This is a genomic window from Bacteroides sp. GM023, from assembly GCF_014750685.1.
In the GTDB taxonomy this organism is placed as follows: domain Bacteria; phylum Bacteroidota; class Bacteroidia; order Bacteroidales; family Bacteroidaceae; genus Bacteroides.
The window spans coordinates 209651-224319 of the sequence record NZ_JAAXGE010000014.1; the positions used below are offsets into that span (position 1 = coordinate 209651).

14 protein-coding genes are annotated in these 14669 nt (G+C 35.1%); 10 read left to right on the plus strand and 4 right to left on the minus strand.

The genetic code is table 11. The features are described from left to right. Positions 1-10 precede the first annotated feature (10 nt). The 4 genes from HC965_RS23480 to HC965_RS23495 all read right to left on the minus strand — a co-directional run bounded on the left by HC965_RS23480 (position 11) and on the right by HC965_RS23495 (position 5077). On the minus strand, positions 11-1165 hold the full coding sequence (locus HC965_RS23480; protein ID WP_191033754.1) for a hypothetical protein: 1155 nt from the start codon (positions 1163-1165) through the stop codon (positions 11-13). 7 nt (positions 1166-1172) lie between these two features. After that, positions 1173-1508 carry a DUF3853 family protein gene (locus tag HC965_RS23485; protein WP_191033755.1) on the minus strand — a complete coding sequence of 112 codons (336 nt, stop codon included), beginning with the start codon at positions 1506-1508 and terminating at the stop codon, positions 1173-1175. A 225-nt stretch (positions 1509-1733) separates the two neighbouring features. After that, on the minus strand, positions 1734-3632 hold the full coding sequence (locus tag HC965_RS23490) for a hypothetical protein (RefSeq protein ID WP_191033756.1): 1899 nt from the start codon (positions 3630-3632) through the stop codon (positions 1734-1736). A gap of 80 nt (positions 3633-3712) precedes the next feature. Then, positions 3713-5077 (minus strand): site-specific integrase, encoded by a 1365-nt coding sequence (locus tag HC965_RS23495; RefSeq protein WP_191033757.1) that lies wholly within the window; start codon positions 5075-5077, stop codon positions 3713-3715. A gap of 298 nt (positions 5078-5375) precedes the next feature. On the opposite strand from HC965_RS23495, the gene HC965_RS23500 reads away from it, so the two are divergent. The 10 genes from HC965_RS23500 (at position 5376) to HC965_RS23545 (ending at position 14667) form a co-directional block, all read left to right on the plus strand. Beyond that, positions 5376-5945 (plus strand): Crp/Fnr family transcriptional regulator, encoded by a 570-nt coding sequence (locus HC965_RS23500; protein ID WP_223854998.1) that lies wholly within the window; start codon positions 5376-5378, stop codon positions 5943-5945. Between the two features lie 73 nt (positions 5946-6018). Continuing rightward, on the plus strand, positions 6019-6870 hold the full coding sequence (locus tag HC965_RS23505; RefSeq protein ID WP_191033759.1) for a 4Fe-4S dicluster domain-containing protein: 852 nt from the start codon (positions 6019-6021) through the stop codon (positions 6868-6870). Positions 6871-6977: 107 nt separating this feature from the next. Continuing rightward, positions 6978-7211: a hypothetical protein gene (locus HC965_RS23510; protein ID WP_191033760.1), complete on the plus strand. Its 234-nt coding sequence runs from the start codon at positions 6978-6980 to the stop codon at positions 7209-7211. Then, entirely contained in the window at positions 7180-7614 is a 435-nt protein-coding gene (locus HC965_RS23515) for a hypothetical protein (RefSeq protein WP_191033894.1), read from the plus strand. The genes HC965_RS23510 and HC965_RS23515 overlap by 32 nt, the downstream gene beginning before the upstream one ends. Positions 7615-7769: 155 nt before the next feature. Then, positions 7770-8102, plus strand: a complete 333-nt coding sequence (locus tag HC965_RS23520) for a helix-turn-helix domain-containing protein (protein ID WP_191033761.1) — start codon at positions 7770-7772, stop codon at positions 8100-8102. A 284-nt stretch (positions 8103-8386) separates the two neighbouring features. Continuing rightward, the gene (locus HC965_RS23525) at positions 8387-8971 is read left to right on the plus strand and encodes a BfmA/BtgA family mobilization protein (RefSeq protein ID WP_191033762.1); all 585 of its coding nucleotides are present in this window, start codon (positions 8387-8389) and stop codon (positions 8969-8971) included. 4 nt (positions 8972-8975) lie between these two features. After that, positions 8976-9905, plus strand: coding sequence for a DUF5712 family protein (locus HC965_RS23530; protein ID WP_191033763.1), 930 nt, complete (start codon positions 8976-8978; stop codon positions 9903-9905). 274 nt (positions 9906-10179) lie between these two features. Beyond that, positions 10180-10395, plus strand: coding sequence for a helix-turn-helix transcriptional regulator (locus tag HC965_RS23535; RefSeq protein ID WP_191033764.1), 216 nt, complete (start codon positions 10180-10182; stop codon positions 10393-10395). Then, positions 10385-12820, plus strand: coding sequence for a type I restriction-modification system subunit M (locus HC965_RS23540; protein ID WP_191033765.1), 2436 nt, complete (start codon positions 10385-10387; stop codon positions 12818-12820). Before HC965_RS23535 ends, HC965_RS23540 begins: the two co-directional genes overlap by 11 nt. Then, a complete protein-coding gene (locus tag HC965_RS23545; RefSeq protein WP_191033766.1) occupies positions 12817-14667 on the plus strand; it encodes a restriction endonuclease subunit S in 1851 nt (616 codons plus the stop codon). The genes HC965_RS23540 and HC965_RS23545 overlap by 4 nt, the downstream gene beginning before the upstream one ends. Positions 14668-14669: the final 2 nt, after the last annotated feature.

The following is a 14669-nucleotide window of genomic DNA, read 5'->3' on the forward strand; positions in this document are numbered from 1 at the left end:
AAAGTTTAAATTAGCTATAAAAAATCTTATCAAACAAGGTGCACAACACAATCTCAGTTGTCATAGTTTTGTCACCTCTGACACCTCTGGCGTCCTGTAACTCTGCAATACCCTTCGGATCAATAGCGGAAAATGCCCGGCTGATTTGCAGAAGAACCTCATCTTTATCCTCTGCCTGCCTAAATTTATTACAGGTCCACCGGGCAAGAGGTACACCTTTCAGTACCCTGGCCGAAGCGTTTCCAACGAAAATACCCTGATAAAGTTCCAAAGCTTTCTGCATGTAACTAACCAGATCTGTATCAACACTCACTGCCTGCCCCTTATTGATTTTAGTCACATCTTCCCTGGACAATTCCTTGCCGTAGACATAATGTGCAGCGGCTTTAACCACAAAACCTTCCTTCTGTAACTCATTGTAAAGTTTTGCACTAGGATCATTATACACTGTAACAGCGTAGCTTATTAGTTGTGCATTTGATGGCTTCTCTACATCAAAATTGATAGAAACGAATTGCTGCTGAAAAAGCTTAGGATCACGAATATCCTCATAAAAGAAGGGAAAGTCAAAAGGTTTGTAAGTAGGATCTTTCTTTGCCTCTTCCAAGTCCAGATTATGTCCTTCTCTTCGTCCGTTACCATCCATTACAACATAATAGGGATCTAGTAACGCGTCTGGAACCTCCTCCGAATTCCCGGTTTTCGGATTATCAATTACAAGAGTGTATCCGGCAGCTTTTACAACTCTGGCACCTACATATTTAGCAGGTTGGGCCATACCTACCGAGCGACATCTCCTTTGCCATTTTACCGCACGACCGAGACTGTCCCGGTTTTCCTTTATATAGCATTCCTTTAAACCTAACATTTTGTTACGGTTATAGAGAACTCCTTCTACCAAAGCTGTCCCATCCCACATTGCAAGATAGGGATTCTTCAAGGCTGTCCCACTTAGTACTGTCCCACTTGATGCTGTCCCACTTGATATGTCACCTATTGGGACACTTGTTATTGGGACACCTCGCGTATCCGCTTCCTTCGCGCTAACATTACTATCAGGTGTAGCACTCCCCTGAGGTTTAATACCAATATTATCACTCTCTACTTCTTTAGCGACTTTCTGTTCCGTTACGATCACAGAAGTCTCATTATTTTCAATTTTCATAATGCAATTATTTGAAATACTTACGTCCCCAGTTCTTATTAGATATTCTAAGTAAATCTAACGCCAGGTCAGCATCAATCACTATGATTTTGCCATTCTGAGAAATAGCTGCATCAAGTACACCACTACTCTTAATACGTTGAGCAGTAGAAGATGAAGCTCCCAACAGTTTGGCCAACCCTTTAATACCATAGACATAATGCTTTTTACTTGACGAAAAGGGATCGCCTTTAACTTCCTTACCAGGCTCATTAATAAAGCCTAATGCTTCTTTCATCACACTAGCCAAATCTTCTACAGTGCTATCGGAAGAAAGCAGTTCTTTTAATTTTAGATTTTTCATATTATTATTTTTTCTACTGAGAGTTTATAGTCAGAACCGTATACATGTATTTCATAGCTATCGTTCTGATTACGGATGCAAAGAAATAACATTAAGAAATACAAAATTAAGAGGAGGAATAGAAAAAGAGATCATCAAAAAAAGAACTCCCTGTAAAACAGCGTAATAGCTATCTTACAAGGAGATCAGAGACTATAAAATAGGAATGGATCAGGAACGGGTTATTTATGTTAAGTATGTCGCTTCAACCAATGGCTTAAGAAATTGAAAATGACGTCTAAGCTCTCTTGCCTTTTTCTTAACTGGCCCTTTACCTGCCGTATACTCCTCTTTAACATCTGGTAAATTCTCTAATTCAAATATTCGAGTTATATCATCGCGAAAAACAGAAAAGTTTTTATCACATATTGACTGATTAAAATATTTACTTCCCCACAACAATAAAGCAAAACCTGCAACATCAAGTCTAGTTTTAAGAGTTGGAATCACCTCATCTATAACTTTAAGCAAATACATCCGAGTAAAAAAATAATTTTTCTCATTAGTAGACTTATCAACATTATAATATATGGATAACTCATCTGCTACTTTCATCATATTCAATTGCTTGAAAAAACAAAAATCCCTACCTCCTCCTGTTAGCTTTCGATATTCATCATATCTTTCTTGAACATATTTTGACAAACCTAATTCCTGTAACTTATTAATTGTAATTTTCATTACTTCTGGTCTGATAAAGCCATAATTTATTGCATGAAAAAAACGATCGAAAATTTGTCCTTCGAAAAAACAATACCAATATGAAAAAATAGTATTCATACTTAGTGTATCTAAATAAAAATCAATAATGGTATCTGAATTAAGAATTCCACTTTCTCTCACGTTATCTTTCCATTGTTCATATTCTTCGTGATGTACATTCACAAAAGCTTGCAGATAATAATACTCAACTTTATCAGGCCCACGTAGTGGTACTCTTGCTGTATCTATTTCTATGTCATCCAAAATACGCCTAGTATCTTTCAGCTGTAACCGCCCTTCTCCCAGTTCCTTACAAAAAAAATTATTAAAATCTTCTTCATTTTCTGAATCAAATTTTTGTTGTAAAAGCTCCATCTCTTCACTTGTCCCTTCAAAAAATTGCTCTAAAGGATTTTCGAGGAATGATGAGAGCTCCTCCGTTATTATAGCAGGAGACAGTTTCTCATAACAGGGATTATTGTCCATATCCTTATCTAGTTCTTTTATTCGGGCTGTCAAGTCATGATATTCTTCTTCTCCTTTTGTTAATAATCTCCTAATCGAAAGTGGAAGAGAAGCCATAAAACAATAAACTTTCTCTGCAAAATCTTTCTTAGCACGGTCTAATTTATCTTTCAGACAAAGCTCTTTTAATTCAGCCCTTACTTTATCATCATCTACCTCGTGCACAAAAAGAATATGTATATATAAACTCAAATTAATAATAGAACACTCATTACCATCAGTATCATATACACATTTCTTATGTTCATATTTTGACCTGTCTAATTCACTTTCATCATTTATCAACTCCTCTATTATTTGCACATCATCGTCCTCCAAATAAAAATCTTCTCCCCCTATATTATAATGCCCCTCATCATCTCTCCAATATTTCAAATCATATCTAGACAATAAATCATAAATATTCAAAACTATATCACTTACAGAAACGGCCTCATTATTAATCAGATATGCTTCTTTTTGTAATTTATACTCCTCAATAGGTCTATTCTTGTTGTTAATTATATCTTCTACTAATGGAATAAGCTCCTCTTCAACGGATAACTTTCCACTCATGGTTTCATAATAACAAATCTCATTTTCCAGTTTTTTTCGCCGTATATAACGTGAACCTAACCATTTATTTATTTCCGTTATGAGATTAGCAACTGGTATTTCCTTCTTGTCTAGAATATAGCTTGACCTACTTAAATTATAATCTTCAATAGCTATATTCTCTTCTTGTACAACAATATCACGTATTATTGGAATTAACTCCACGACTTCATCTTCAAAATAAACCCTATTGCCATTTATTTTATAATAGTTCTCATCTATCTTTTCAAAAATACCTTTTATTAATTTATTTTCTTTTTCCATAATCAATTTAATTAGAAAGATTATAATAAAAAACAGCACCGGATTTTCCGAATGCTGTTCCAAATATAGGGATTTTTTTATTACGCTATACTCCTGATATGTTCATAAATTTCCTTTAATTGTGTCGAAGTCATTTTTTCCAAACTTTCTATAATATCTGATTTATACTGATGAGTGTTCCATTTATCCATTTGCATCTTCTGTGTTTCATCCGCTACTTCGATGTAAGGCTTCATACTTTCATAATCTGCATGTCCCGTACAACTCATTACAACAGATGGTGTTACGCCAAGAGCAAGTGAACAACAAACAAAAGTACGTCTTCCGTCATGGCAGCTAATCGTTTCATAAAATTTATGAATTTCCTCATGTCGCTGTGTTCCTATAAAATAAGTTTCGACAATCTCTCTATCCAATCCTGCTAACTCTGCCGCTTCTTTCAAGTAATCATTAAGTTTTTGATTGGAAGGGACAGGAAAGACATAAACTCCCTCATTATCCTTGTATTTTTCTAATATTCTACGAGCATGAGAAATGATCGGAATTCTAAGCTTATCCTTCGTCTTCTGTGTATACAATTCCATATATTCATCAGATACATTCGCTTTTTTCAGAGCTCTCAAATCTGAATAGCGTAAGGAGGTGAACGCCATAAAACAAAAGTAATCCCTTGCCCTATCCAAATATTCCTTATTCACGGGGAACTGAAAGGAAGCAAAATGAATTAGTTCCTTATATTTTAGGAAAGTAACTGTTTTAGGCGGAACAGGCAGATTAGTCTTATATGCAAAAACCTCTTTCTTTACCGGATAGCCATTAGAATCAGCCCACTTCAAAATACCTTTAAGATTTCGGAAATGCTTGTTAGTGGTAGCATTATGATAACCATTTGCAATATACCATTCTTTAAGCCCATTCAGTTTCTTCTTATCCAACTTCTCCAATGAAATGGAAGAATCAAAACTATTCAAATGATCCCACATCTGATTATACTTACAATGGGTTTTCTCCCCCCAGTTGTTCTCTGACGGACGTAACTTCATAAACTCAAAAAAAGCATTCTGCAATGTTTTCTCATGCACTTCTTCAGTTTCTTTCTCTGGAGTCTCGTCTTCTATTCTCCCTAACTTCTCATTTACCAACTCTTTTAATTCCTTTGTAGTCGGAACTTGAGCATGTACACCATATTCAGTGAAAGACTCTTCAATACATTCGAGAAACTGTGAGATTCGATTATTTATATCCCGGGCAACATACACCTTTCCACCAACTTTGTGAGTAGTATTGTATCGGGCTCTTTGATTCTCATTATCCCATTTTTCAGGATCAGCATTGCAACCCACAGAAAATCCAACTTCACGCTTCTTGTTATTCCATCTGACGCGAATCATAACCTGTCCATTCTTATGTAGAAACGTTCTACAATTGTAACTAATTTCCATCATACATTTACTCCTTTATTTGTTATTTTGGAGCAAATATAGAAAGAAAAACGGAGGGGAGTAAGCGTCTATTTCTACTCCCCCCTTTTTTGAGCGTACAAGATTTTATGTGCTATTAAAAGATAGAATCAAAGACATAACGCTCTGATTAATAACACTATACAAAATCAGTAAAAATCAGACAAATTCAAGCTATAAATCCCAGGCGGATCACCAAGAAAATCCCTGATAATCTATGATTATCGGGGATTTTTCTTTTCAGCTCTATAGCATTCACTTTTGCATACAAAAATCATACGCAATGGGACAGTTCAATGAATATATGGATCGCTTCGATTTCTCCGTATTTAAAGATATATTTATAGAGAAAGGGAAAATACGACATTACAAGAAAAACGAGTATTTTCTTCATAAAGGTGACAAACATACATATATAGGTTTTATTATAGAGGGCACATTCAGATATACTTGCATAGATAATAATGGCAATGAGCATGTAGTTGCCTACAATTTTTCTAATGAACCATTAGGAAATTATTCCGCATTTCAAAAGAAAGAGTCTGCTATACTAGATATACAAGCCGTAACAGATAGCACTGTTTATTTGTTGTCCCATTCTGATGTAAACGAATTCTATAATTCAAATATGGAGGCACAACAGCAAGGTAGACTATTAGCAGAGGAACTATTATATGTCGCGTGGAACAATATCATTTCGACACATAAAGATACTCCAGAAAAGAGATACAGAGAACTTCTACAAAGATGCCCCAATTTACCCAACCTAATAACACTGAAGGAATTAGCTTCATATATAATGGTAACTCCTGAAACATTAAGCCGCATACGCAAAAGAATTCTATTTGAATAAGTCTTGATTTCCATCAAGATTTTTATTTTTTCTTCTATCTAATTTCGCTTCATATTACTAAAACAACAATAATATGGAGACAAAGAAAATACTGTTTGATAACAATCTATGTTCTAAATGCGGCAAGTGTGTAAAAGTCTGTCTTAAAAGTGTATTCTCCCAAGAGAACAAAAAAGCAGATATAAGAACCGGGAATATAATGCAATGTGATCTATGTGGTACTTGCGTCGAAGTTTATAGAAGAAAAGCCCTTACAGTAGAAGGCATATCCCTTTATAGAATGACTTTCAGTGAACAAGTAAAAACAAAAGGAGTAGCATTTTCATTAATGCTCTTCCCTATAATGTTATTAGTGGGCTTCTTGATGCACCCGCATTTAGAACAAATGAAGATGATATTTACAGCACAAGATTTAGTGGAACGCTTTCACAACAATTCTTATTATCATATCGGGCATTTGATTGTCATGTTTTCAGTTCCCTTTATTATAGTTTCAATGATAGGCATCATGAACGGATTGCAATCCTCTGGAAAGAATTGGGGATTTTGGGGCTGTATCATTGGCGTATTTGGAGCATTTATTTTAGCTGTAGATAAAGGTGCTTTATGTTTAGTCTTATCTGCATTTGACACACTTCCAGAAACAGACTTTATTAAAATCAGTCCGTTCTTACAAGTTATTGTTGATAAAGCTGGATTGTTGAAAGTTTGCTATTTACTTCCTCTATTACCTATCGGTGCAATCATTCAAGGTGTAGGATTAATAAAAGAAAAATGTATAAAAAAATGGCAGGGTATATTAATGATTTTAGGTTTATTACTTCTGAACAACCCTGATATAGAGTTAATAAGCACTATTGGGACTCTATTTATGTGCTTTGGATATTTCCCTATTGGCATAAAGGCTTTACATAACACTTTATAATCATAACCTAAGATAAGGAGATTTGGAGAACAAACAAAGCAAGAAATCATTCAGCATACAAAGCTAACGCTTTGATATATAAATAATTTATCCACAATTTAAAATTTATGCCTATGAATGATTTATTGAAGACGAGGTTTTTCATCTTATTAGCTGATACCTCAAAAGAAGTAATTAACACGGAAATGAAAGATGCTTATGAGGAATTTATTAAGCAGATAGTAACAATTAGCTATTCAGAAGATTACTCTCATATCTTTCGGACGCTAAATCTCACTCGTATTGAGATAGCACCCCTAAAAGAGTTATATCAATGCGAGCAGGGGAAAAAATGCGCTTAAAAATTTATACATCCACAAAGCATTATCCTTGATTGATTCTGAACTGCAATTAATCAACCTTAAAATAAATCATCCCGAACAATTCGCTTCATCTGTTACTACAGAGTTCAAGTCCGATCTATATGTAATCCCTAAGTCAAAAGACTTGGGGATTATTGGTATTGCAGAAATCGTTATTGCCCTGTTTCTACAAGGGCAAATAGTCGGAGAAGATGGAAAGCCAGTTCCAGAAGTTCGTCTGGCTCGTGGCTTTGAACAGCTTTTCAATCTGAAATTCGGTAGTATTTATGATAAGGTAAACGAAGTATTTAATCGTAAGCAATACAATCTTACCAAAACATTAGATGCTTTACGAAATACCATTATTAAAGAAGACAAAAAACGTAAGAACCGTAAAGATTAGAAAAGATGATTTTTCAATTCGCTTATTGATAGCATTTTAAAAACTGTTTTTAGGGGAGTAGATAGCTACTCCTCTTTTTCTGTAACCTTGTTTTGCGGAACTTTGCTTCATCAATCGATTGAAAATAATAATGTTGAACTTAAAATTGAAGCAAAATGTATATAGACAACGAAAACTTCGAGAAGTGGATGGCAACACTTTCAAAGAAACTCACCGAAATCGGGCAAGACCTGAAATCCCTTATCAATACCGACACCGTATTAGATGAAAATGAGAAACTATTGGATAATCAGGATTTAGCCTTTCTGCTAAAAGCATCTTTCAGAACTCTACAACGTTATCGGGCAAAAGGGAAACTACCCTACTTTACCATCGGACGGAAAACGTACTATAGAGCGAGTGATATTCGGGCTTTTGTTCGTGAATTTGCCGATTTTCAAACCTATAAGCAGTTTGAAAAAGCCAATCAGTTAGCCGATCAGCCCTGAAAGCAAAAGGTAGCAGAGGAAAGAAGTCTGTGCTTAGGCTATTTCTCTATGTCACCACCCCGATTTAGCACAAACTGCTTCACCTATCGGTTCAGCCCGTTTCGCTAAATCGAGCAAGAGGGAACTGGGCAAGTCCTGTTCTTCCCTCTTGCCCTGCGGGGCAAAGCCTTCGGCTTTAGCGTGTTACAAGAACACGCTGTAATGACACCTGTAATAAGCATTTTCTTTGTAATGCTTATTATCAGGAATTTATCTATTCATATTTCTATAAAAAAGTAATTACCATGCCAAACAGCAGTCGAAAAACGATATTCACTACCATTTCCATAGACAAGGAAACGGCAGCTTTGGTAGAGAAGATATGCAAACGCTATTCACTGAAAAAGAGTGAAGTTGTAAAGTTGGCGTTCGGGTATATAGATAAGGCGCATATCAATCCATCCGAAGCTCCTGAATCTGTAAAATCAGAACTGGCGAAAATAAATAAGAGGCAGGATGATATTATACGTTTCATCCGTCACTATGAGGAAGAACAACTGAATCCCATGATACGGGCTACAAATTCTATTGCTTTGCGTTTTGATGCTATCGGTAAAACTTTAGAAACTCTTATTCTCTCTCAACTGGAAGCCAGTCAGGAGAGACAAACAGCCGTGCTTAAAAAGCTAAGTGAACAGTTCTGTAATCATGCTGATGTGATAAACAATCAGTCCAAACAGATAAATGCACTTTATCAGATACACCAACGGAACTATAAGAAACTACTCCACCTGATACAACTCTATTCGGAACTTTCCGCTTGTGGTGTGATGGATAGCAAAAGGAAAGAGAATCTAAAAACCGAAATCAGCAATTTGATAAATACATAGGATTATGTATATAGACTTTGCTCCACCATCAAATGGAACGTATAATAATGCTGGAAGTAGCCGACAGCTAGCTAACTATTTAGAACATGAAGATTTAGAACGGATAGAGAAAGGAATCTATACTGATGGCTTTTTCAATCTGACGGAGGATAATATCTATAAATCAACCGTCATAAAAGATATAGATACTAATATTGGACAACTTCTAAAAACTGATGCTAAGTTTTACGCTATCCATGTCAGCCCATCGGAAAAGGAACTTCAGGCGATAGGTAACACAGAGCAGGAGCAAACGGAAGCCATGAAACGCTATATTCGTGAGGTATTTATCCCTGAATATGCTAACAACTTTAATAAAGAACTATCTGCTACGGATATAAAGTTTTACGGTAAGATTCATTTTGATCGTAGCCGTTCGGATAATAAGCTGAATATGCACTGCCATTTGATAGTGAGCCGGAAAGACCAATCCAATAAGAAAAAGCTATCCCCGCTTACTAATCACAAGAACGCCGAGAAGGGAATAATCAAAGGCGGCTTTGATCGTGTGAACTTATTTCAACAAGTAGAACAAGGATTCGATAAGCTATTCGGCTACAATAGGCAATTAACCGAATCCTTTGAGTATTATAACACAATGAAGAATTATAGTATCTCCGAGCAACTCGATATGCTGGAACGGCAAATTGGTAATGAAAGTAGAAACACAGTTATACAAATAGAATTGAATAAAAACAAACAAAACAATATTCTGACAAATATACAGCTTGAAAATCAAGGAAGCAAGAATGAAGAAAAACAAATATTCAGCATCCCTAATTTGGGTTTATCCTCTGTATTAGATTTACTTACTCATGAATCTAACAACAACGATGAACAACAAATTCCCGTGAAAAGAAAAAAGAAGAAACCGAAGCGAGGTTTCGGACGATAATAGCCCAATTTAAATTTGTGAGACAAGATTATATTCTAAACCTGAAACGGAAATGCCAAACTTGGGTTTTAGTAAATGTCTTCTTTTTCGCCTATAAAAAGAGTAAATTTCTTAAAATCATTGTTTTATTTAGCCTTTCCACACAAGGGATGTCTAACAAATCTAAAAAGATGATATATATATATCAAAATGTAACTATGGCGTAAATTTGGGCTGGTTCCTACAAATATCCTAAAAAAAATCCTATATTTGAAGCCAAATTAAATTCTTAATCATGAATCGTATAAAAAAGATTCTCAATGAAAAAGGAATCAAACAGACATGGCTTGCTGAAAAATTAGGTAAAAGCTTCAAAATAGTGAATGCTTATGCTTGCAACCGAAAGCAACCAAGTGTAGAAACACTCTATGAAATAGCAAGGCTACTTCAAGTAAGTGTAAAAGATTTATTGACTGAAGAAAATAACTTAGAAAACGAAAATGGCAATTAAAAAATCAGAATTATATAGTACTCTTTGGCGTAGTTGTGATGAACTGCGTGGAGGGATGGACGCTAGTCAATACAAAAATTATGTATTGACTCTGTTATTCGTTAAATACGTTTCAGATAAAGCAAAATATAATGTAGAATCGCTGATAGAAGTTCCTGAAGGTTGCTCTTTTGATGATATGGTCAACCTAAAGGGAAAAACGAACATTGGCGAACAAATGAATATTAAACTTGCGGCATGGGAAGAAGCCAATGATTTAGACGGGATGTTTAAAGAGGCAGACTTCAGCGATGAGAGCAAGTTAGGCAAAGGGAAAGATTTAGTTCAGACAGTAAGCAACTTAATCGGCATATTTCAATCCTCAGGATTGAATTTTGGGAAAAATCAAGCAAGTGATGACGATTTAATGGGTGATGCCTATGAATATTTGATGAAGCACTTTGCCACTGAAAGCGGAAAGAGTAAAGGACAGTTTTATACTCCTGCGGAAGTAAGCAGAGTAATGGCAAAAGTGATCGGATTAAATAAGGAAACACGCCCCAATGTGTCCATATATGATCCAACATGCGGATCGGCATCGCTATTGCTACGCGCTTTATCCGAAGCGTCGAATGGTGCTGCTTTGTATGGGCAGGAGTATGATATTACTACTGTGGGATTGGCGAAAATGAATATGATATTACATGGGTATGAGACTTATGATATTCGTTCCGGCGATACGCTTAACAATCCTCAATTTATAAAAGATGATAATTTAACGACATTCTCCTACGCCGTGGCAAATCCTCCATTCTCACAGAAATCATGGCTTAAGAGTGCAAAGACAAATGATAAATATGAACGTTGGAATGAACACATGATAGGAGTACCTCCCGAAAAAAATGGCGACTATGCCTTTCTGCTTCATATCATTCGTTCGTTGAAAGATAAAGGAAAAGGAGCATGTATTCTTCCGCATGGTGTTTTGTTTAGAGGTAATGCTGAGGCTGATATCAGAAAATATCTTATAAAAAGAGGCTATATAAAAGGAATTATTGGATTACCTTCAAACCTCTTCTACGGAACAGGAATTCCTGCCTGCATTATAATTATTGATAAAGAAGATGCAGCAAGCCGTAAAGGCATATTTATGATAGATGCCAAAAATGGATTTGTCAAAGATGGCAATAAAAACCGTTTACGGGAACAGGATATTCGGCGCATTGTTGATACATGGGATGCTTTTGAAAATGTGCTTCATTATGCCCGATTTGTAAAAAACGAAGAGATAAAGAAAAATGAATATAATTTGAACCTGCCTCGCTATATTGATGCAGAAAACGATGAAGTAATCCATAACATTGAGGCTCATCTAAAAGGAGGTATTCCGGAACACGATATAAAACAGTTTTATCGCTATTGGGAAGCATGTCCTTCTTTACAACAAGTCCTATTTAAGAAGGACAACAGAAAAGGATTTTTCCAATTTATCCCTGATAAACAAAATATAAAAGAAACAATAAACAATCACCCTGATTTTGATAACCAACATAGAGAGCTGTTCCAAAGTTTTGCGGAATGGAGCCATATTTGGTCGCCTCAATTCGAGACTCTCCGACCAAATTCTTTCAATCCCAAACAAATGATTGAAGACATGGGTGATTCTGTATTGGAAAAATTTGCTAATTCTAAATTGGTTGATAAGTATGATGTGTACGACCAATTGATGAATTATTGTGCGGAAACACTTCAGGACGACCTTTATTTAATTGAATCAGACGGTTGGAAAGTACAAACTTATGTACCTCAACCAATAGAGAAAAAGAAGAAAGAATGGGCAGAGGAAAAGCCGAAAAAAGAAAAGGAAGCCAAAACAATAAAGGATATTGCATGCGACTTACTTCCTGTTGATTGTATTGTAGATGAATACTTTTCGACCGAAAAAGAGAAAATCGCTTTTTTAGAAGAAAAGCTATTAAGCACAGAAACTAACCTGAATGAGTTGGTAGAAGAATATTCCGACTCCTATTTAGATGCAAGTAATTATGCGGATAATAAACTAAATAAAGGAAATGTGCAGAAAAGGCTGAAAATAGCAGAAGGCAAAGAAGCTAAAATATTGCAGGAATATATCAATCATTCCAATATTATTGCCGGTTATAAAAAGCAGTTGAAGGATAATAATTCCGACTTGTTGGAGCAAGTGCTTCAGAAGTACACCTCTCTCTCCGAAGAAGAAATAAAGAAATTAGTAACAAACAAATGGTTAGTAGCTTTTGGGAATAGATTAGCCTCTGAAATCCAACAAGTAAGTCAATCATTAAACAGCCAGCTAGAAAGTTTGGAAGAACGTTATGAACAAACTCTACCAGAAATAAACAAAGAGGTAGATCTGTTGGAGACTAAAGTAATGCAACATTTGGAAAAGATGGGATTTCAGTTATGAAAGTACTCAAAAAAGGATATAAAGATACAGAAGTCGGAGTTATTCCTACGGATTGGCAAATAAGAAATATTGCCAATTCATGCTCAATTAAAGCAAGGATTGGTTGGCAAGGTTTAACAAAATCAGAATATCAAAAATTTGGAGAGTTTATCTTAATTACAGGAACTGATTTTAAAAATGGTACTATTTGTTGGGAGACTTGTTCATTTGTTTCCAAGTATAGATATGAACAAGATAGATATATTCAAGTACAAATAGGTGATGTGTTAATAACTAAAGATGGAACAATCGGTAAAGTCGCATTTGTGAATGAATTGCCATATCCTAGTACATTAAATAGTGGCGTATTTGTTGTACGCCCTTTAGACAAGGATATTGACAAAACATTTTTATCGCTCATTTTTAAATCAAAATATTTCGATGATTTTTTGGACAAATTGATTGCAGGCTCTACAATAAACCATTTATATCAAAAAGATTTTGTAAGCTTCAATTTCCCAATTCCTTCAAAGCAAGAGCAACAAGCCATAGCGGAAACCCTTTCCGATATTGATGCTTTGATAGATGTTTTAAATAAACAGGTTGAAAAGAAAAAGAATATTAAACAAGGTGCAATGCAGGAGTTACTTACTCCAAAAGCAAATTGGGAAATTAAGAAATTAGGTGACGTTAGTTACATTGTCGGAGGAGGAACGCCTAGTACATTCAATTCGGATTTTTGGGATGGTGAAATAAATTGGTTTACTCCAACAGAAGTTGGAAGCCATAAATATTTGTTTTCAAGCCTACGAAAAATAACTGAAATGGGATTAAGAAGTTCATCTGCCCTTATTTTACCTATTAATACAATATTGTTGACTTCAAGAGCCGGAATAGGAGACATGGGGATTATAAAAACACCAGCTGCAACAAATCAAGGTTTTCAATCGATCATATGTAAAGACATGGTTAGCAGTGAGTTTATTTATTATCTTATGCTCACAAAAAAAGAGGAACTTTTAAAAAATGCTTCTGGTAGTACATTCTTAGAAGTAAGTTCAAAGAAAGTGAGGAATATTGAGATCTCAATTCCTAAATCAAAACAAGAGCAAACAGCTATTGCTCAAATTCTAACTGATATGGATAATGAAATTGAGCAGTTAGAGAAGAAGCGGGATAAATATCTGAATATAAAATCGGGAATGATGCAGCAGTTGTTAACTGGACAAGTACGGTTGATAAATACTACCTCTTGTTCAGAAGCAGAAGAGGCAGAAATTAAGAATTATTCGACAGATAATAAGAAAAAACATAGTAAGCAATTTGAGGAAGCAGTTATAATCGGTTTCTTGGTCGATAAATTTGGTTCAGCAGCAGAACCATTATCCCGTTTTATGTACACAAAGCTATCATATCTTATTCATAGAAAATATGATTGTACAGTTGTTGATTACAAAAAGTTCGCTGCTGGACCTTATAACCCCAAATCAAGATATGGAGGTCCTGAAAAAATTGGAAAAAAGAATGAATATTTCGATTTGGTAAAAGATACTAAGGGTTATGATGCTTTTATCCCTCAAAAAAAGATCCAAGAAGCAGTAGATTATTTTATCCAATGGTATGGAGCAGATATTCAGAAGTGGATTGAGGAGTTTCGAAAATGCAAGCCGTGGGATTTGGAAACATTAGCAACGGTAGATATGGCAATAAACGATTTGGAAGAAAAAGGAGTAAAAGTGACTGTTAGTACAGTGAAAACATATCTTTCTTCCATACCTAAATGGAAAGCAAAATTAGATAAACCGCATTTTTCAGATGTACACATTCAAAGAGCAATCAATGAGAGTATAAGACTATTTAAAATATAAGA